Below are 18,526 nucleotides of genomic sequence, written 5' to 3'. Positions count from 1 at the left end.
CTCGGAGCCCAAGCGCCCGGAACTGCCGGCAAAGCCGACTGAACCCGCTCCTCACCCGTCCTTCAGCGCCTGATCCAGCATTTCGCGGCAGGCGACGAGGTCGGCGAGGACGCGTCCGAGGCGCTCCCGGTCCAGCGCACTGGGGCCAGCCGGGGCTGCGGCCATCGTGCCGCCCTTGCGGAAGGTGGTGAGGATGTCCTCGTCGTCGACCTCGGTGAAGCGGAAGTCGATGCCTTCCTCCTCATCCCCCTGGTAGTCGTCATCGTCGCTGTCGGCGACGCCCTTGATGGGCGCCTCCTCGTCCTCGGGCTCCATCAGGCTGGCGCCGATGGCGTCCTCGATGGCGCCGAACGAGACCGCGGCGGCGCTGTCGGCGAGGCCCTGCACCGATTTGACGCCGTGCTCCTTCAGGATCCGCTGCACCCCGCGGATGGTGTAGCCCTCGCCGTAGAGCAGCCGGCGGATGCCCTTGAGCAGGTCGACATCGTCGGGGCGGTAATAGCGGCGGCCGCCGCTGCGCTTCATCGGCTTGATCTGGGAGAATCGGGTCTCCCAGAACCGCAGCACGTGCTGCGGAATGTCGAGTTCCTGCGCTACTTCGCTGATGGTTCGGAACGCATCCGGCGCCTTGTCCAAATGCCAAATCCTTTGCCGAAGGCGTTACGCCTCTTGTTGAGCCTTGCTGGCGTCACCGTTGGCGCGGTGCTGGCCGTTGATCCGCTGCTTCAGGATCGCCGACGGCTTGAACACCATGACACGGCGCGGCGAGATCGGCACCTCGGTGCCGGTCTTCGGGTTACGGCCGATGCGCTGACCCTTTTTGCGGACCATGAAGGACCCGAACGAGGACAGTTTCACCGTCTCGCCCTTTTCCAGGCAGTCGGTGATCTCCTTCAGCACGAGTTCCACGAAGGCGGACGATTCCGTGCGCGACAGGCCCACCTTCTGGTAGACGGCTTCGCACAGGTCGACACGCGTTACGGTTTTACTTTGATCGGTCATCGCCCTGCCCCACATCACGGCGAACAATTGTTGTCTGAAATTATGAGGTTACGATACGGCGGTCAACAGCGCTCATCAATGCAGACGCATCGATAATCGCGGCAAAATCCGGCAAAATTTTATCGACTGTGGCTCTACCAGCGCACGAGCGCGGAGCCCCAGGTGAAGCCGCCGCCCATGGCCTCCAGCAGGACCATATCGCCCTTCTTGATACGGCCGTCCCTGCGGGCCACCGACAGCGCCAGCGGAATCGAGGCGGCCGAGGTGTTGCCGTGACGGTCCACGGTCAGCACCACCTTCTCCGGCGCGATGTGGAGCTTGTGGGCGGAGGCGTCGATGATTCGCTTGTTGGCCTGGTGCGGCACGAACCAGTCGATGGTCTCGGCATTGAGCCCGGTGGCCTGGAAGGCGTCGACGATGACGTCGGTGATCATGCCGACCGCATGCTTGAAGACCTCGCGGCCCTCCATGCGCAGATGGCCGACGGTCTGGGTCGAGGACGGTCCGCCGTCGACGAACAGCTTTGCCTTGTGGCGGCCGTCGGAGCGCAGATGCGTGGTGACGATGCCGCGATCGGTCGCGGCCTTGCCCGGCTGCTCCTGCGCCTCCAGCACCACCGCGCCGGCGCCGTCGCCGAACAGCACGCAGGTGCCGCGGTCGTTCCAGTCGAGGATGCGCGAGAAGGTCTCGGCGCCGATCACCAGCGCGCGCTTGAAGGCGCCGGTGCGCAGGAAATTGTCGGCCGTGGCGAGCGCGAACACGAAGCCCGAGCATACCGCCTGGAGGTCGAAGGCCGCGCCGTGGGTGATACCGAGTCCGTGCTGCACGGCGACCGCCGTCGCGGGGAAGGTGTTGTCCGGCGTCGAGGTCGCGAGCACGATCAGGTCGATCGACTGCGCGTCCATGCCGGCATCGGTCAGCGCGGCCTGCGCCGCCTTGATCGCCAAATGCGAGGTGAACTCGCCCTCGGCCGCGATGTGGCGCTCGCGAATGCCGGTGCGCTGCACGATCCACTCGTCGGAGGTGTCGATACGCGCCGCCAATTGGGCGTTGGTCACCACCTGCTCCGGCAGATAGGAGCCGCAGCCGAGCACGACCGAACGAATTTGAGTCACGAAACAGCCTCCTGCGCGGCCTGCACGGAATTGAGTGCACCACCCTCGCGGTTGAGCATCTGATTGATCTTGTTCAGGAGATCGTAGTGAGCCATCTCATAGCCAACATCGATCGCATAGGCAAAGCCTTCGGCGCTGGTTCCGCCGTGGCTCTTGACCACTAATCCGTTCAAACCCAGGAACACGCCGCCATTGGACTTGTTCGGGTCCATCTTGTCGCGCAGGGCCTGGAAGGCGCTGCGTGCAAAGAGATAGCCGAGCTTCGACAGCCAGCTCCGCTGCATCTCGTTGCGGAGTAAGTCCGCCATCTGCCGCGCGGTTCCCTCGGCGGCCTTGAGCGCGATGTTGCCGCTGAAACCTTCGGTCACGATGACGTCGGCCAGCCCCTTGCCGATGCCGTCGCCCTCGACGAAGCCGATATAGTCGAGCTCCGGCAGGTTCCTGGCACGCAGGATCTCGCTGGCCTCGCGGATCTCCTCGTGCCCCTTGATCTCTTCGGCCCCGATATTGAGCAGCCCGACCGTGGGGCGCTTCCTGTCGAACAGCACGCTCGCCATCGCCGCGCCCATCACCGCGAGCGACACCAGATGGTGCGCGTCGCCGCCGATGGTGGCGCCGAGGTCGAGCACGATGGAATCGCCGCGCCTGGTCGGCCAAACGCCCGTGATCGCCGGGCGATCGATCCCCTTCAGCGTGCGCAGGTGGAAGCGCGACATCGCCATCAGCGCGCCGGTATTGCCGGCGGAGACCGCGACATCCGCCTCGCCCTTCTTCACGGCATCGATGGCGAGCCACATCGAGGAGGTCTTGCGGCCGCGCCGCAGCGCCTGGCTCGGCTTGTCCGAGCCGCTGACGGCCACGTCGGTGTGGATGATCGTCGAAGCGGCCTTGAGGGCCGGATGCTTCTCGAGCTCGGGCTCGATCTTGGCGCGGTCCCCGACCAGCAGGAACTCGGTCTCGCGATGCCTCTGAAGCGAGATGGCGGCGCCGGGAATGACCACGGCGGCGCCGGCGTCGCCCCCCATGGCGTCCAGCGCGATGCGAACCTTGCTTGGCATAAAAGTCCTGGAAACCTGGTCTGGTGCGGTCTTGGATCAGCGGGACCGCAAAATGAGTTCGCCACGGACATGGCGGCCGGCCAAGCGCCACGCCGCACCCGGGCCGGGGCGCGACAATAGCGTTTTGTTACCCCGAAACAACCTCTTGCCCCCAGCCTTTTGCATCCGGGGCGATCCGGCCGCGAACCGCGAAATTTGCAAGAAACACACTGAAATCAGTCAGATAAAGAGCGCTTTGAAACCATCCCGGCAAATGCCTCGCGCACCCCCGCAAGACGATCCCGCGGGGAAATGCCCGGCTATCGGCCCTTCTTGTTGTCCTGGAGCGCCTTCAGGGCTGCGAATGGATGGTCCTCCGGATCGGGAGCGGTGACCTCCGCCTCGAACACGACACCCTCCTTGCGCGGATAGGGATCGATCGCCAGGAACAGGGCGTCGGTGGCGAGCCGGCCGAGGTCGATGATCCCACCCACGATCGCCTCGGGCGGGTCGGCGACCTCCGGCGGCTCCTTGTCGTCCTGCCCCTCAGCGATCAGGTCGGCGAGACGCCGCGCCTCGGCCTCGGGGGCGAACATCAGGTCCACCTCCTCCTCGATCTCGCTTTCGATCGGATCGAGCGTGACCACGCAGGTCTGGCCGATTCGGGCCCGGACGCTGCCGGTCACCTGGACCCGGCCGCCGCTCCTGGGCACCACCTCGAACTCGGCCTCGGCCGACAGGACTTCGCGGAGGCCCGCAAGCCCGGCCATCGCCTGCCGCTCGGCGGCCGAGGCCTCGAGCTTGCGGTGCAGGCCGGTGTCGGGGATTTGCGCAACGATGATTGGGACCCGCCAGGGATCTGGCTCGGTATTTGGTCGGCTCATGGCTTGTCGCCCTCGGGAAGCGCTGGAGGAAACCTGAAGGAGGCGCGCAGCAGCGCGGCCTCGTCGGCCCGGCCGAGATCGGCCTCGGTGACCCGCGCATAGGCCGCAAGCCGCCTCGCCTGGTCCAGGTCGGTCCCGTTCAAGATATTCTTGCGGATCGCCTCTGCCAGGGCCTCGCCGCCGGCCTCGATGGCCTGGTCATAGGCCTGGACGCGGCCGTAAAACGCCTCGCCGAACGCCCGCATCCGCTTCGGCACGGTCTGGTCGCCCACCCCCATCTCGCGCAGATTGTCGTCCATGTCCTCGCAGAAGCGGTCGAACAGCGCCTGCGACAGCTCCGAGGCTCCTGCGATGGCGCCCTGAACCGTGCGCAGGCGCCGCAGCAGCAGCCACAGATGCAGCAGCAACAGGTCGAAACGCCCGTTAACCGTATCGGGCACGCCCAAGTCGCGGTAAAATATGGGTTCTCGCGCCTGCGTCACGATCATGCCATAGATGGCTTCAATGGTGCCCGACGGGGTTAGCCGGGGTTTCCTGAAGTGATTGAACGGCCAAAGCATTGTGGTTTCCGCAAGCGGGCGCGCGCGAGTTGCATTCAGACGCCCAGCCCGGTACTTCAGCGCCTCGCGCGACGCAAGGGGACGGAATCAGTTCCGCTATGACGACAACGAACCAGATCAGCCTGCGCGCGGACAAGCGGCGCGGCCTTCATGCACGCTGGCGCGGCTTGCGCATGCTCGCCGCCGTCGCCCTGGTCGGCGCCGCGCTCACGGGCTGCACCGGCGAGCAATTCCAGAAGGGTTACATCCTGCCGCCCGGCGCGCTGGAGCAGATTCCGATCGGCGCGAGCCAGGACCAGGTGCTGATCGTGATGGGCACGCCCTCCACGGTCGCGACCCTCGACGGCGAGGTGTTCTACTACATCTCGCAGCGCTCGGAGCGCATGGTCGCCTTCATGAACCAGAAGGTGGTCGATCAGCGCGTCATCGCGATCTATTTCGACAAGAACCGGCGCGTGCGGCGTCTCGCGAATTACGGTCTGCAGGACGGCAAGATCTTCGACTTCATCAGCCGCACCACGCCGACGTCGGGCCAGGAGATGAGCTACCTCACGCCGCTGTTCAAGCTGCTCAGCTTCAACTGAGTCCCCGAAGCGTTTTCGGGCGAAGCCGGGGACCGGCTCGCATCAGGAAAACGCTTCAAGACAAGCATCCAGAACGCCTTCCAATTCCGCCGGAAGGTATATGGCCCTCGCCTGCGGCGTCGTGCCGCCGTCCACGCGGCACTGACCGCCGCGCGCGACTTGCCGTCGCACCTGCGGTTTCCTACCCTCCCTGCAAAGAAAGAAGCAGGGAGTGGATTCGTGCCTAAGACTTTGTCCCGACGTCGCGTGCTCACCGGAATGGCCGGCCTTTCGGCCGCAGCGATCCTGCCGCGATCGAGCCTTGCGGACTGGAAGCCGACCGAAAACGTCCGCCTCGTCGTGCCGGCTGCGGCCGGCGGCTCGACCGACGTGTTGGGCCGGCTCCTGGCCGCGCATCTGCAAACCGCCTGGGGCCAGTCGGCTGTCGTGGAAAACCGCTCGGGCGGCGGCGGCACGATCGGCACCGCCGAGGTGGTTCGTGCCAAGCCCGACGGCCACACCATCCTGGTCGGCAATCCCGGTCCGAACGCGATCGCCTACAGCATCTTCAAGAATCTGACCTACAAGCCGGACCAGCTCCAGCCGGTCTCCAACATGATCCGGATCCCGAACATCGTGTCGGCGCATCCGAAGACCGGCATCAAGTCGGTCGCCGAGCTGATCGCCTATCTCAAGGCCAATCCGGACAAGCTCAGCTACGCCTCCTCCGGCGTCGGCCAGAGCCCTCACCTCACCGGCGCCTGGTTCCTCCAGCTCACCGGCCTCAAGATGACGCACATCCCGTTCCGCGGTGCGGGCCCCGCGCTTCAAGCTGCACTGGCGGGCGACATCCAGATCCTGTTCGACAATCTCTATCCGAGCCTGCCGCAGGTGCAGAACGGCACGCTCAACGGCCTCTGCGTCACCACCACCGAGCGCAGCGACCTTGCGAAAGACCTGCCGACCATGCGCGAGAGCGCACCGGAGCTGGCGAATTTCGACGTCTCGTCGTGGTTCTCGGTCTTCCTGCCGAAGGGCGTCTCGCCCGAGGTGCTGAGCGCGCTCAATCTCCAGGTCAAGGCGATGCTGGAGCGCGACGACATCAAGAAGCAGATCGCCGCCATGGGCGCCCGCGCCGATTACGGCACGCCCGAGCAGTTCGCCGCCTTCGTGGATGCCGAGACGAAGAAGTTCGCCGGCATCATCCAGAAGGAAGGGCTGCAGATGGACGTGCAGTGACGCACGGCCGCGATCTGTAGGGCGGATTAGCGAAAGCGTAATCCGCCTTCGATGCAGTTTGGGCGGTGGCGGATTACGCTTCGCTAATCCGCCCTACGCACTGTCACGACAAACAAAAACCCCGCGGCTCGCGCCGCGGGGTTTGTCTTGTCTCGTCTGCGCCGCTCAGTGCGCCAGGATCGCCAGCAGCAGCAGGGCCACGATGTTGGTGATCTTGATCATCGGGTTCACCGCGGGACCCGCCGTGTCCTTGTAGGGATCGCCGACGGTGTCGCCGGTCACCGCCGACTTGTGGGCGTCAGAGCCCTTGCCGCCGAAATGACCGTCCTCGATGTACTTCTTGGCGTTGTCCCAGGCGCCGCCGCCCGAGGTCATGGAGATCGCGACGAACAGGCCCGTCACGATGACGCCGAGCAGCATGGCACCCACGGCGGAGAACGCCGCCGACTTGCCGGCCGCGCCGCCGCCCGCGATCGCGTAGATCAGGAAGTAGACGACGATCGGTGACAACACCGGGAGCAGCGAGGGGATGATCATCTCCTTGATCGCCGCCCGGGTCAGCAGGTCGACCGCCTTGCCGTAATCCGGCTTGTCGGTGCCCTGCATGATGCCCGGCTTCTCGCGGAACTGGCGCCGGACCTCCTCGACGATCGCACCCGCGGCACGGCCCACCGCGGTCATGCCCATCGCGCCGAACAGATACGGCAACAGGCCGCCGAACAGCAGGCCTACCACCACATACGGGTTGTTGAGCGAGAAGTCCGGATTGACGCCGGCGAAGTAGGGATGGTGCGCGGAGTCTGCAACGAAGAACTTGAGGTCCTGGTTGTAGGCCGCAAACAGCACGAGGGCACCGAGACCGGCCGAGCCGATCGCGTAGCCCTTGGTGACCGCCTTGGTGGTATTGCCGACCGCGTCGAGCGCATCGGTCGACTTGCGCACCTCCTTCGGCAGGCCCGCCATCTCGGCGATGCCGCCCGCGTTGTCCGTCACCGGGCCGAATGCGTCGAGCGCGACGACCATGCCGGCCAGCGCCAGCATGGTGGCGGTCGCGATCGCGATGCCGAACAGGCCGGCGAGGCTATAGGTGACCAGGATGCCGGCGATGATCACGATCGCGGGGAGCGCGGTCGCTTCCATCGAGACGGCGAGGCCCTGGATCACGTTGGTGCCGTGGCCGGTCACCGAGGCCTGGGCGATCGACTTCACCGGACGATAGTCGGTTCCGGTGTAGTATTCGGTGATCCAGATGATCAGCGCGGTGACGATGAGGCCGACCACGCCGCATTGGAACAGCGCCATGCCGGTATAGTCGACGCCATCGAGCTTGCCGAAGCCGATCAGGCTGTAGATGACGCCGGCGATGCCGATCAGCGACAGGACGCCGGTTGCGATCAGGCCCTTGTAGAGCGCGCCCATGATCGACTGGCTCGGCCCGAGCTTGACGAAGAAGGTGCCGATGATCGAGGTGATGATGCAGATGCCGCCGATCGCGAGCGGCAGCGTCATCATGTTGGCGAGGATCGGCGTCTTGGCGAAGAAGATCGCGGCGAGCACCATGGTGGCGACCGCGGTCACCGCATAGGTCTCGAACAAATCGGCGGCCATGCCGGCGCAGTCGCCGACATTGTCGCCGACGTTGTCGGCGATGGTGGCCGGATTGCGCGGATCGTCCTCGGGAATGCCGGCCTCGACCTTGCCGACGAGGTCGCCGCCGACGTCCGCACCCTTGGTGAAGATGCCGCCGCCGAGACGGGCGAAGATCGAGATCAGCGAGGCGCCGAAGCCGAGTGCCACCATGGCGTCGATGACGGTGCGGCTGTCAGGCGCAAGCTTCAGCGAATGCACCAGGAAGCCGAAATAGAGCGTCACCCCGAGCAATGCGAGACCTGCCACCAGCATGCCGGTGATCGCGCCTGCCTTGAAGGCTAGCTCGAGGCCGCCGGCGAGCGAGGTGGTCGCCGCCTGGGCGGTCCGCACATTGGCGCGGACCGAGACATTCATGCCGATGAAGCCGGCCGCCCCCGACAGGACGGCGCCGATCAGAAAGCCGATGGCGACGTAGATTCCGAGGAAATAGACAAGCAAGAGGAAGATGACCACGCCGACGATGCCGATCGTCGTGTACTGGCGCCGCAGATACGCCTGTGCACCCTCAGCGACCGCCCCCGCGATCTCCTGCATGCGCGGCGACCCCGCATCCGCGCTTAACACCGAAGACGTCGCCCAAATCGCGTAGACGACGGAAAGCACTCCGCAGAGCACTATCAACCATAATGCTGTCATGTGATTTTTGCCTCAGATCCTTGATGTACCCCCGGCGCCTTTTGTTGTCCGTCGAGCGGTGCGGCGCCTTGATTTCGAACAAAGCCGCCCCTTGCCCAAAAGGGGCGGCCTTAGTCGGTCGCAAGCTTGCCAAAATCAAATTGAGGGTGCAACGCCGGATAAGGCCGAAAACGCCGATCTCGGCAGGTATTTAGACCAAGTGCAGCGAACTAAGATGCCGGTTTGGAGCAATTCCTAGAAGTGGCTGTAGGACAGCCGCCTCAAGACCAATTCCTGGCCCTGCCCGTCCAGGAAGCGCGGCCCTTGCTTCCCCGCGACGATTGTGCCGATCGCGGTGACGGCAAGACCGGCCGCCCGCCCCGCGGCAATCAGCGCATCTGCCTGCGCGGGCGGAACGGTACACAGCACCTCGTAATCGTCGCCCCCCGCAAGCAGCGTCTCGACGCAACCGACGTTGCGGGCAATCAGGCTTGCTGCCGCGGCCGAGAGCGGCACGCTTGCCACGTCGACCATGGCCGAGACCCCGGACGCTGCGCAGAGTTTGGTCAGATCGCCGGCGAGCCCGTCGGAGACGTCCATCGCCGCGGTCGCATGATCGCGCACGGCCCATGCCAGCGGGTTGCGCGGCTGCGGCACGCGATAGCGGGAGACCAGGGCTTCCCTTGCCGCCGGATCGGTCGCAAGCGCTGCGGCAGCGGCACCACCCGTGAGCACGTCGAGGCCGAGCGCAGCGTCGCCGATCGTGCCGGTCACCAGGATGCGATCGCCTGGCCTCGCGCCGGTCCGGCCGACCATCCGCCCCTGCGGCACGCGGCCGAAGGCGGTGATCGAGATCATCTGCGGACCCGGCGTCGACACCGTGTCACCGCCGAGCAGCGGACAGGCGAATTCCTTTGCGTCCTCGCCCAGCGCGTCCGCGAAGGGCTGGAGCCAGGCATCCTCCCTGCTGCGCAGCGCCAGCGTCAGCACGAATCCTGCAGGCGTCGCGCCCTTGGCGGCGAGATCGGACAGGTTCACCCGCAGCGCCTTGCGCGCGATGGTGTCAGGGGGATCGGTGGCAAGATAGTGCACGCCTTCGATGACGGCGTCGGTGGTGACGACGATGTCATCGCCGAACGACGACAGCACCGCCGCGTCATCGACCAGACCGAACGCGCCGGGATCGGTCGCCAGCGGCTTGAAATAGCGCGCGATGAGGGAGTCTTCGGCGGAGGGGTTTTGCGTGTTCGTCATCGGCGCCGGCCTCAAACTTCGCTGTCATCGCCCAGCCAGTGCGCACTTGCGCACCAGGACCGGGCGATCCAGTACGCCGCGAAGCCGATTATCAATCACCGCTGCCGCGGCGTACTGGATCACCCTCTTTCGCGGGTGATGACAGCGGAGTGAATGTCTACCCCCGTCCGAACTCGTCGCCGCGAAATTGGCGGCCGATCTGGTCGAGCACGGCGTTGACCATGCCGGTCTCCTCGCGGTCGACGAAGGCGTTGGCGACGTCGACATATTCGGAGATGACGACGCGGCCCGGCACGTCCTTGCGGTGCTCCAGCTCATAGGCCCCTGCCCGCAGCACCGCGCGCAGGATCGCTTCGATCCGCTTCAAGGGCCAGCCCTTCGACAGCGCCTCGTCGATCAGGGGATCGAGCTTCTTCTGGTCGCGCACGACGCCCGAGACGACGTCGCGGAAGAAGGCCGCCTCGGCCGGCAGGTAGGTGTCGCCCTCGACCTCGTTGCCGAGCCAATGGCTCTCGAACTCGGCGAAGATGTCGTTGATGCCGGCGCCGGCGATATCCATCTGGTACAGCGCCTGCACCGCCGCGAGCCGCGCCGCGCCGCGCCGGTTCGCCTTCTTCTCGTTTGGCCCTGCCGGCTTCTTGGTGGGATCAGCCATGGCTTCAGGCCCGCGCCATGCGGCGTTTGATGCGCAACATCGCAAGCGCCGCACGTGCGGCATCGCCGCCCTTGTTGAGCTCGCTGGCGCGCGCCCGCGCCCAGGCCTGCGCCTCATTGTTGACGGTGAGGATGCCGTTGCCGAGCGGCAGCTTTCGCGCCACGGCAAGATCCATCAGCGCGCGCGAGGATTCCTGCGACACGATCTCGAAATGGATGGTGTCGCCGCGGATCACGCAGCCGAGCGCGATCACCGCGTCATAGGGCTTTCCGTTCGCCGCCGCCGCGTCGATCGCGATGGCGACTGCCGCAGGGATCTCCAGCGCGCCGGGAACCGTGATCACGTCATGCGTCAGGCCCGCCGCCTTCAATTCGGTCACCGCGCCGTCCAGAAGCGCGTCCTGGAGATCGTCATAGAACCGCGCCTCGACAATCAGCGCGCGCGCGCCGGAAATGTCGGTCTGGTCCTTCAGGGGTGCGCGCCGCGCGTCTGCCATCGTCTCAATCCGTTTACTGGGGTCGGCGCGTTATGTAGTCGCCGCGGGCACGTAAGCCAAGTTCAAAGACTGTCATTCCGGGGCGCGAAGCGAACCCGGAATGACGACTACGCCGTCATTTCCGTCAGCCGCGCCGCGTAGCGGGCCATCAGGTCGACCTCGATATTGACCTCGTCCCCCGCCTTCCAGCCACCGATCGTCGTGACCGAGAGCGTGTGCGGGATGATCAGCACCGAAAAAGTCACGTCCCTGACCGTATTGACCGTGAGCGAAACGCCGTCGAGCGTGATCGAGCCCTTGGTGGCGATGAACCGCGCCAGCTCCCGCGTGGTCGAGAGCTCGAACCGCGCCATGTCGGGCAGATCCTCGCGGCTGACGAGGGTCGCGATACCGTCGACATGGCCGGCGACGATGTGCCCGCCGAGCTCGTCGCCGATCTTGAGCGCGCGCTCGAGGTTGAGCTTCGTTCCGAGCTTCCAGTGCTTTGCCGTGGTCAGCGCCAGCGTCTCGGCCGCCGCATCGACGTCATACCAGGTTTTGCCGCCTGCGACGCCGGAGGCAACCACGGTCAGGCAGACGCCGTTGCTGGCAATCGAGGCACCGTCGGCGATGGTGGTCTGATCGTAGCGGCAGGCGATGCGCAGCCGGTGCAATTGCCCTTGCGCCACAGGCGTGAAGCTGACGATCTCGCCGATATCGGTGACAATGCCGGTGAACATTACGCGCGCTCGTAGATGGTGAGAGTATCCTTGTCGAATGTTTCGCTAGCATGAACCTTGTAGGCCTGCGACTGCGTGATTTTCGACAGGGGCAATGCATCGAGCGCATCGACGCCGCCGCTGCCCACCGCTTCCGTGCCGCGGAACAGCCAGATCTCGTCGACGAGGTCGGCCGCGACGAACGAAGCCGCAACGCGGCTGCCGCCCTCGACCATCAGGCGGGTGATGCCCTTCCCGGCCAGCGCATGCAGCGCGGCCGGCAAATCGAGCCCGGAGGCACTTGCCGGCGGGATGCGGATCACTTGCGCGCCGGTCGCGCCGAGACGTGTTGCTGCCGCGGCTTCCGCAAGGTCGGAGCCCATCACCCAGAGCGGCGTCTCGCGCGCGGAGCCTATGAGCTTGCTTCCCCCGGGAATGCGCAGGCTCTGATCGAGCACCACGCGCACCGGCGAGCGCGCCGCCATGCCCGGCAGGCGGCAGGTGAGAAGCGGGTCGTCCGCCAGCACCGTGCCGATGCCGACCAGGATCGCATCGCTCTGCGCCCGCAGGAGATGCACGCGATTGCGCGCCGCCTCCCCCGTGATCGCGACCGGCTTGCCGCCGGCGGCGCCGATCTTGCCGTCGGGCGAGACCGCCAGCTTCAGGATCACATGCGGGCGCTTGTCCCGGATGCGACGGAAATGCCCCGCATGGTCGAAGGCGGCTTCCGCCGCGCACAGGCCTACATCTACTGTGATGCCGGCGGCGCGCAGGCGCGCATGGCCCTGCCCCGCGACCTCAGGATTGGGATCCTCGATCGCCGCCACCACCCGCTTGATGCCGGCCGCGATCACCGCATCGGCGCAAGGCGGCGACTTGCCGAAATGCGAGCAAGGTTCGAGCGTGACGTAGAGCGTGGCGCCGCGTGCGGTCTCACCGGCCCGCCGCAGGGCTTCGGGCTCGGCGTGCGGACGCCCGCCCGCCTGGGTCCAGCCGCGGCCGACGATGACACCGTCCTTGACGACGACGGCACCGACCGCCGGGTTGGGCCAGGTGCGTCCCTGCCCGCGGCGTCCGAGCGCCAGCGCCAGCTCCATGAAGCGGCGATCGGCGTCCCTGGCCTCGCGGGCCTTCTGCGCGAACTGATCCTCCAGGATACGGAAGATCATTTGCGGATCGCGGCGAGCCGCGCTTCCTCCTCACCGGAGAGCTCGCCGAGCACGTCGGCGAAATCCTTGGCCTCGCGGAAATTGCGATAGACCGAGGCGAAGCGCACATAGGCGACGTCGTCGAGCGTGCGCAGATGCTCCATCACGGTCTCGCCGATCACCTCGGAGGAGATCTCGGCCTCGCCCCCGGTCTCGAGCTCGCGCACGATGGTGGAGACCATCTTCTCCACCCGCTCCGGCTCGACCTGCCGCTTGCGCAAAGAAATCTGCACCGAGCGCATCAGCTTGTCGCGGTCGAACGGCACGCGGCGGCCGTTGCGCTTGATCACCGTGAGCTCGCGCAATTGCACGCGCTCGAAGGTGGTGAAGCGGAAATTGCAGGCGACGCACACGCGCCGCCTGCGGATCACGGAAGAGTCCTCGGTCGGACGCGAGTCCTTTACCTGCGTATCGAGACTATTGCAGTTCGGACAGCGCATCCTCGTGGCCCAGCCTTACTGATAGATCGGGAACCGATCGGTGAGCGCCTTGACGCGTTCCTTGATCGCGGCTTCCACCAGCGGCGCCTTGCCGTCGTCCGACTGCGCGATCGCATTGAGGACCTCGGCGATCATGCCGCCGACCTGCTGGAATTCTGCGACGCCGAAGCCGCGGGTGGTCGCCGCCGGCGTGCCCAGACGAATACCGGAGGTCACGAACGGCGACTCGGGGTCGAACGGAATGCCGTTCTTGTTGCAGGTGATGGCAGCGCGAACCAGCGCCTTCTCCGAGGCGTTGCCCTTCAGGCCCTTCGGCCTGAGATCGACCAGCATCAGATGGTTGTCGGTGCCGCCGGAGACGATGTCGAAGCCGTGGCTCTTCATCGCCTCGGCCAGCGCCTTGGCGTTCTCGACGACGTTCTTGGCGTAGACCTTGAAGTCCGGACGCAGCGCCTCGCCGAAGGCAACCGCCTTGGCCGCGATCACGTGCATCAGGGGGCCGCCCTGCAGCCCCGGGAAGATCGCCGAGTTGAACTTCTTGGTCAGCGTCTCGTCATTCCACAGCATCAGGCCGCCGCGCGGACCGCGCAGCGATTTGTGCGTCGTCGTCGTGGTGATGTGGGCATGCGGCACGGGTGAGGCATGCACGCCGCCGGCGACGAGGCCCGCGAAGTGTGCCATGTCGACCAGCAGGTACGCGCCGACGCTGTCCGCGATCTCGCGGAAGCGCTTGAAGTCCCAGGCGCGCGAATAGGCCGAGCCGCCGGCGACGATCAGCTTCGGCTTGACCTCTTCAGCCTGCTTGGCAACCGCATCCATGTCGATGATCTGGTCCTCGCGGCGCACGGTGTAGTGCGCGGCCTTGAACCACTTGCCGCTCATGTTGACGGGCGAGCCGTGGGTGAGATGGCCGCCGGCCGCAAGGTCGAGACCCATGAAGGTGTCGCCGGGCTGCAGCAGCGCCAGGAACACCGCCTGGTTCATCTGGCTGCCGGAGTTCGGCTGCACGTTGGCGAATTTGGCACCGAACAGCTTCTTGGCGCGATCGATCGCGAGGTTCTCGGCGACGTCGACCCACTCACAACCGCCATAGTAGCGCGCGCCCGGATAGCCTTCCGCGTATTTGTTGGTCATCACCGAACCCTGCGCTTCCAGCACGGCCCGGCTAACGATGTTCTCGGAGGCGATCAGCTCGACCTCATGGCGCTGCCGGCCGAGCTCGCCCTTGATGGCGGCGGCGATTTCCGGGTCGGCCTGCTCGAGCGAGGCAGTGAAAAACGAATCGGGCGCGGAGGCGGTTTTTGCTGAAGTCATCTTGCGAATATCTCCACCGCCGCAGCCTTTTGGCGGGCTACGGGCGGGTCTGGTGTGGCGATCGGAAGCACGCGCGATCTACCACATCGCCCGCAACAGGCCAAGCATTTGCGGGTCGGGCCTGATATTTATGCAAGATATGGTGGAGGGTGGCGGTTTTCGGCACTTGGGCCGGCTCTGGGGAGCCGCCCGTCCACCCCTCCCGGAATGGGGCCGCTTTGGGCCCTAACTCCTCATCCGTGGAGCCGCCGGCTGTCTATCACAGCCCGGTATACCCCGCCTTCACAGGGTCCACGCTGCCGTCGAGCTGGCGCAGATAAGTCAGGCCGCACACCGTCAACCTGTGCGGGTCCTTCTCGCCCGCTTCCATCAGGGTGGTGAGGTAGTTCGTGACCTTGGCCCGTGCCTCCTCGCTGGCCGCAGCGGTGCGGTTGGCGAGCAGGTCATAGGTCTGCATGATGCGGTCGATGGCGGCTTCCATGGCACCCTCTGGTTCGTGCGATATTCTGGGTTCGTCGGTATTTTGCGACTGTTGATCAGGCAACCGCGCGGGCCTCGGCCTGCGCCTGGAACCGGGCGATCGCCGTGTTGGCGAGCCGGATCTTGTTGAACTCCCCGTTCTGGAGCAGCTTGATGATGATCCCGAGCAGATGTTCGTCGGTCACGAGCGTATCGGCAATCGCGCCGGACCGGCGAAGGTAGTTCGCGGCAATGGCGTAGGCCTCGCTCACGAGTTCCACGTTCATCGCCTGCAACCCGCGCTCGACCAGCATCGCCCTGTCTCCGATCCGAAGGAGATAAGCGCCAAGCCCGGAACTGGTTCCTCGGGGTCGCAAAATTTTCTTCGCAGGTGCAAAATGCAAAACGCACCGGTCCGGGGGCAACTCCGGGCCGGCGCGCTGGGGAAGTTGAGGCACGTTCGGGCGGCTTGCCGGTCTTGTTGCGGGCCGGCTTGGCCTTATCCCTTGGAAACTCAGAGCCGATACAGGATCTGGTCGGTCCAGAACCGCTCGAGGCGGTGCAGCGACTTGTTGAGGGTCGAGAATTCCTCGCCGGAGATGCCGCCGACCTGCTCCACCGTCTTGACGTGCTTCTGGTAGAGCGCATCGACGATGCGGCGGACTTCCTGGCCCTGCGGGGTCAGGCGAATGCGCACCGAGCGGCGATCGACGCGCGAGCGCTGATGATCGAGGAAGCCGAGCTCGACGAGCTTCTTCAAATTGTAGGAGACGTTGGAGCCGAGATAGTAGCCACGCGTGCGCAGCTCGCCCGCGGTCAGCTCCTTGTCGCCGATGTTGTAGAGCAGGAGAGCCTGCACCGAGTTGATGTCCGCGCGGCCGCGGCGATCGAATTCGTCCTTGATCACGTCGAGGAGCCGGCGATGCAGCCGCTCCACCAGAGTCAAAGCTTCCAGATAGAGCGACTGCACCGAACCCTGCTGGCCGGAGACGCGCTCTGCGGTATCTGCCGCAGTTGCGACGGCTTTCATCATGACACTTCCCCTGTTGTCGTTTTTATCGACACTTATTCGACGAAACTTGTGTCCCGTCTGATAGGTGCAACTTAAGGGGCTCGTTTGAAGATCGGCTTAAATAAGAGAATAAAGAGATCATGAATTTAAGACAGTGAATTGCGGATTAAGCCTGTGCCACAAGCACTTTTCGCAACGCTCTGTTGACCTTCGCAAGGTCCTGTTCACCCTCCGTCCGCCGCAACTGTCGCATTCCAGAACAGCCCCGCTTCGTTTCGAAACGGGCGCGTAACGGCTGTGGCGGAACCGGCTGGTCAACGAGAACTTACCGCAAATTTTAGGCAACCAACGGTCAACCAAACCGGCACAACTCCGCAAGCTCCACTCGCGTGTCCCGGACAAGCGGAGCGCAGAGCCGGGACCCAGAAAGCCAAAAGCGGGATCGCGGAGAGATGGGCCCCGGCTCTGCAACGCAGCACGCCGCAAGTGCGGCGCGCTGCGTCGCGTCCGGGGCACGAGAGTATCTATGTATCGAAGGTGTCGCCTACGGCGGTCGCTCGCGCGCGGCCATCCAGGCGAGCGCGAGATAGGCGGCGAGCATGAAGGCTTCGACGCCGACGACGATCAGGCTGCCGCCGTAGATTCCCGGGAACATCAGCTCGATCACCGCCATCGACACTACGGTGGTCAGCCACACCACCGCGCCCCACGGCGTCGCCAGCCACAGGCCGACCGCGGCGACGAGCTCGATCACCGCGAAGTAGACGGTCGCGGCCTGCCAGGCCATCGACTGGTTCTCGAACGCCTCGTCCTCGCCGCCGACGAAGCCCGTCACCTGCGCCCAGTGATAGAGACCTTTCAGGATCGAGAGCAGCGCCATCACCCGCAGGAACAGCACGAGGCGGCGAGTCCAGACATTGTCGTCGGACTCCGAGCGCTCCGACGAGATCGCAGCCACCGACATCGCGCTGTCTCTGGCGCTGTCTCTGACGGCGTCCCTGGGGCTGCCGTCACGGGCCGCATCGCGGGTGGAAATCTCGGACATGGCCCCCTTCTGGCTGCTTCGGCCCGCAAAATCAATCGGCTGCCATCACGTTGCGGCAGGTCAAGCCGCGGTGACGGGAACCATGCGAGCTGGTATAAGAATAATTCCAGCCGGAGGAAGAGTGATGGCGATCAAATACGGACGTCCGATCGAACTGCGCGAGGTTTCGCGCCGCGAGGGAGCGGCGGTGCCCCATGCCCTCGATCTGACCGTCCGCCCGCGCCGCAACCGCAAGGCCGAATGGGCCCGGCGGATGGTGCGCGAGAACGTCCTCACCACCGACGATCTGATCTGGCCGCTGTTCCTGATCGACGGCGACAACAAGCGCGAGCAGGTCGCCTCGATGCCCGGCGTCGAGCGCCTCAGCGTCGACCAGGCGGTGCGGGAGGCCGAGCGCGCCATGAAGCTCACCATCCCCTGCCTCGCGCTGTTTCCCTACACCGAGCCGTCCTTGCGCGACGAGGAAGGCTCGGAGGCCACCAATCCGAACAATCTGGTCTGCCAGGCGGTGCGCGCGATCAAGAAGGAGTTTCCTGAGATCGGCATCCTCTGCGACGTCGCGCTCGACCCCTTCACCAGCCACGGTCATGACGGCCTGATCTCGGACGGCAGGATCTTGAACGACGAGACGGTCGCCGTGCTGGTGCGTCAGGCGCTGGTGCAGGCCGAAGCCGGCTGCGACATCATCGCGCCCTCCGACATGATGGACGGCCGCGTCGCCGCGATCCGCGAGGGCCTGGACCGCACCGGCCTGCTCGACGTGCAGATCATGGCCTACGCCGCCAAATACGCTTCCGCCTTCTACGGCCCGTTCCGCGACGCCATCGGTTCGGCCAAGACGCTGACCGGCGACAAGCGCACCTATCAGATGGACAGCGCCAACACCGACGAGGCGCTGCGCGAGGTCGAGCTCGACATCACCGAAGGCGCCGACATGGTGATGGTGAAGCCCGGCATGCCCTATCTCGACGTCGTCCGCCGCGTGAAGGACACCTTTGCGATGCCGACCTTCGCCTACCAAGTCTCGGGCGAATACGCGATGATCGCGGCCGCCGCCAACAACGGCTGGCTCGACGGCGAGCGCGCCATGATGGAGAGCCTGCTCGCCTTCAAGCGCGCCGGCGCCGACGGCGTGCTGAGCTATTTTGCGCCGAAGGCGGCGGAGAAGCTGCGCGCGCAGGGGTAAGCTGGCGGGGCACCTTCACTGTCGTCCCTGCGTACGCACTAGGGCATGCACATATCTCTGAGGCTCCATCCTGCTGCGACGGCGTTGAAGTATT

At 65.6% G+C, this 18,526-nt stretch carries 21 protein-coding genes; 3 read left to right on the top strand and 18 right to left on the bottom strand.

The annotated features are described in order from the left end of the window. Window positions 1-51: 51 nt before the first annotated feature. The 6 genes from XI04_RS21560 to XI04_RS21535 all read right to left on the bottom strand — a co-directional run bounded on the left by XI04_RS21560 (window position 52) and on the right by XI04_RS21535 (window position 4,598). The gene (locus XI04_RS21560; protein WP_212477175.1) at window positions 52-636 is read right to left on the bottom strand and encodes a MerR family transcriptional regulator; all 585 of its coding nucleotides are present in this window, start codon (window positions 634-636) and stop codon (window positions 52-54) included. A gap of 24 nt (window positions 637-660) precedes the next feature. Then, window positions 661-1,002 (bottom strand): integration host factor subunit alpha, encoded by a 342-nt coding sequence (locus XI04_RS21555; protein ID WP_028141392.1) that lies wholly within the window; start codon window positions 1,000-1,002, stop codon window positions 661-663. Between the two features lie 134 nt (window positions 1,003-1,136). Next, on the bottom strand, window positions 1,137-2,117 hold the full coding sequence (locus tag XI04_RS21550; RefSeq protein ID WP_028141391.1) for a beta-ketoacyl-ACP synthase III: 981 nt from the start codon (window positions 2,115-2,117) through the stop codon (window positions 1,137-1,139). Beyond that, on the bottom strand, window positions 2,114-3,175 hold the full coding sequence (plsX, locus tag XI04_RS21545; protein ID WP_028141390.1) for a phosphate acyltransferase PlsX: 1,062 nt from the start codon (window positions 3,173-3,175) through the stop codon (window positions 2,114-2,116). The genes XI04_RS21550 and plsX overlap by 4 nt, the downstream gene beginning before the upstream one ends. Before the next feature lie 299 nt (window positions 3,176-3,474). Continuing rightward, the gene (locus tag XI04_RS21540) at window positions 3,475-4,038 is read right to left on the bottom strand and encodes a YceD family protein (RefSeq protein WP_271609011.1); all 564 of its coding nucleotides are present in this window, start codon (window positions 4,036-4,038) and stop codon (window positions 3,475-3,477) included. Beyond that, window positions 4,035-4,598 (bottom strand): ubiquinol-cytochrome C chaperone family protein, encoded by a 564-nt coding sequence (locus XI04_RS21535; RefSeq protein ID WP_095425323.1) that lies wholly within the window; start codon window positions 4,596-4,598, stop codon window positions 4,035-4,037. Before XI04_RS21535 ends, XI04_RS21540 begins: the two co-directional genes overlap by 4 nt. A gap of 98 nt (window positions 4,599-4,696) precedes the next feature. Between XI04_RS21535 and XI04_RS21530 the strand changes: the two genes are divergently transcribed. Together XI04_RS21530 and XI04_RS21525 are read left to right on the top strand one after the other, a co-directional pair. Then, window positions 4,697-5,182, top strand: a complete 486-nt coding sequence (locus XI04_RS21530; RefSeq protein WP_018320052.1) for an outer membrane protein assembly factor BamE — start codon at window positions 4,697-4,699, stop codon at window positions 5,180-5,182. Window positions 5,183-5,401: 219 nt separating this feature from the next. After that, entirely contained in the window at window positions 5,402-6,400 is a 999-nt protein-coding gene (locus XI04_RS21525) for a Bug family tripartite tricarboxylate transporter substrate binding protein (RefSeq protein ID WP_028141387.1), read from the top strand. Window positions 6,401-6,565: 165 nt separating this feature from the next. Here XI04_RS21525 and XI04_RS21520 read toward each other — a convergent pair whose 3' ends face one another. The 12 genes from XI04_RS21520 to XI04_RS21465 form a co-directional block, all read right to left on the bottom strand. After that, window positions 6,566-8,686 (bottom strand): sodium-translocating pyrophosphatase, encoded by a 2,121-nt coding sequence (locus XI04_RS21520; RefSeq protein WP_028144407.1) that lies wholly within the window; start codon window positions 8,684-8,686, stop codon window positions 6,566-6,568. A gap of 234 nt (window positions 8,687-8,920) precedes the next feature. Continuing rightward, window positions 8,921-9,919, bottom strand: coding sequence for a thiamine-phosphate kinase (gene thiL, locus XI04_RS21515; RefSeq protein WP_271609012.1), 999 nt, complete (start codon window positions 9,917-9,919; stop codon window positions 8,921-8,923). 157 nt (window positions 9,920-10,076) lie between these two features. Then, a complete protein-coding gene (gene nusB, locus XI04_RS21510; RefSeq protein ID WP_028144409.1) occupies window positions 10,077-10,574 on the bottom strand; it encodes a transcription antitermination factor NusB in 498 nt (165 codons plus the stop codon). A gap of 4 nt (window positions 10,575-10,578) precedes the next feature. Continuing rightward, complete coding sequence (gene ribH, locus XI04_RS21505) at window positions 10,579-11,070, bottom strand: 6,7-dimethyl-8-ribityllumazine synthase (protein ID WP_028144410.1); 492 nt, start codon at window positions 11,068-11,070, stop codon at window positions 10,579-10,581. A 107-nt stretch (window positions 11,071-11,177) separates the two neighbouring features. Beyond that, entirely contained in the window at window positions 11,178-11,789 is a 612-nt protein-coding gene (locus tag XI04_RS21500; RefSeq protein ID WP_028144411.1) for a riboflavin synthase, read from the bottom strand. Continuing rightward, window positions 11,789-12,937 carry a bifunctional diaminohydroxyphosphoribosylaminopyrimidine deaminase/5-amino-6-(5-phosphoribosylamino)uracil reductase RibD gene (ribD, locus tag XI04_RS21495; protein WP_038950914.1) on the bottom strand — a complete coding sequence of 383 codons (1,149 nt, stop codon included), beginning with the start codon at window positions 12,935-12,937 and terminating at the stop codon, window positions 11,789-11,791. The genes XI04_RS21500 and ribD overlap by 1 nt, the downstream gene beginning before the upstream one ends. Continuing rightward, window positions 12,934-13,416, bottom strand: a complete 483-nt coding sequence (nrdR, locus tag XI04_RS21490) for a transcriptional regulator NrdR (protein ID WP_011087793.1) — start codon at window positions 13,414-13,416, stop codon at window positions 12,934-12,936. Before nrdR ends, ribD begins: the two co-directional genes overlap by 4 nt. A gap of 15 nt (window positions 13,417-13,431) precedes the next feature. Then, a complete protein-coding gene (gene glyA, locus XI04_RS21485; protein WP_095426330.1) occupies window positions 13,432-14,730 on the bottom strand; it encodes a serine hydroxymethyltransferase in 1,299 nt (432 codons plus the stop codon). Window positions 14,731-14,989: 259 nt separating this feature from the next. Further along, window positions 14,990-15,211 (bottom strand): hypothetical protein, encoded by a 222-nt coding sequence (locus tag XI04_RS21480; RefSeq protein ID WP_028144414.1) that lies wholly within the window; start codon window positions 15,209-15,211, stop codon window positions 14,990-14,992. Between the two features lie 55 nt (window positions 15,212-15,266). Beyond that, entirely contained in the window at window positions 15,267-15,503 is a 237-nt protein-coding gene (locus XI04_RS21475) for a hypothetical protein (RefSeq protein ID WP_028144415.1), read from the bottom strand. Between the two features lie 200 nt (window positions 15,504-15,703). Beyond that, a complete protein-coding gene (ldtR, locus tag XI04_RS21470; protein WP_018320040.1) occupies window positions 15,704-16,222 on the bottom strand; it encodes a transcriptional regulator LdtR in 519 nt (172 codons plus the stop codon). 523 nt (window positions 16,223-16,745) lie between these two features. Next, window positions 16,746-17,246 (bottom strand): DUF6163 family protein, encoded by a 501-nt coding sequence (locus XI04_RS21465; RefSeq protein ID WP_018320039.1) that lies wholly within the window; start codon window positions 17,244-17,246, stop codon window positions 16,746-16,748. A gap of 124 nt (window positions 17,247-17,370) precedes the next feature. On the opposite strand from XI04_RS21465, the gene hemB reads away from it, so the two are divergent. Beyond that, window positions 17,371-18,432 carry a porphobilinogen synthase gene (gene hemB, locus XI04_RS21460; protein ID WP_152102858.1) on the top strand — a complete coding sequence of 354 codons (1,062 nt, stop codon included), beginning with the start codon at window positions 17,371-17,373 and terminating at the stop codon, window positions 18,430-18,432. Window positions 18,433-18,526 lie beyond the last annotated feature (94 nt).

Source organism: Bradyrhizobium sp. CCBAU 11430, from assembly GCF_028128855.1.
Classification (GTDB): domain Bacteria; phylum Pseudomonadota; class Alphaproteobacteria; order Rhizobiales; family Xanthobacteraceae; genus Bradyrhizobium; species Bradyrhizobium ottawaense.
The sequence above is the reverse complement of the archived record's forward strand: the minus strand, read 5'-3'. Positions and strand labels throughout refer to the sequence as shown.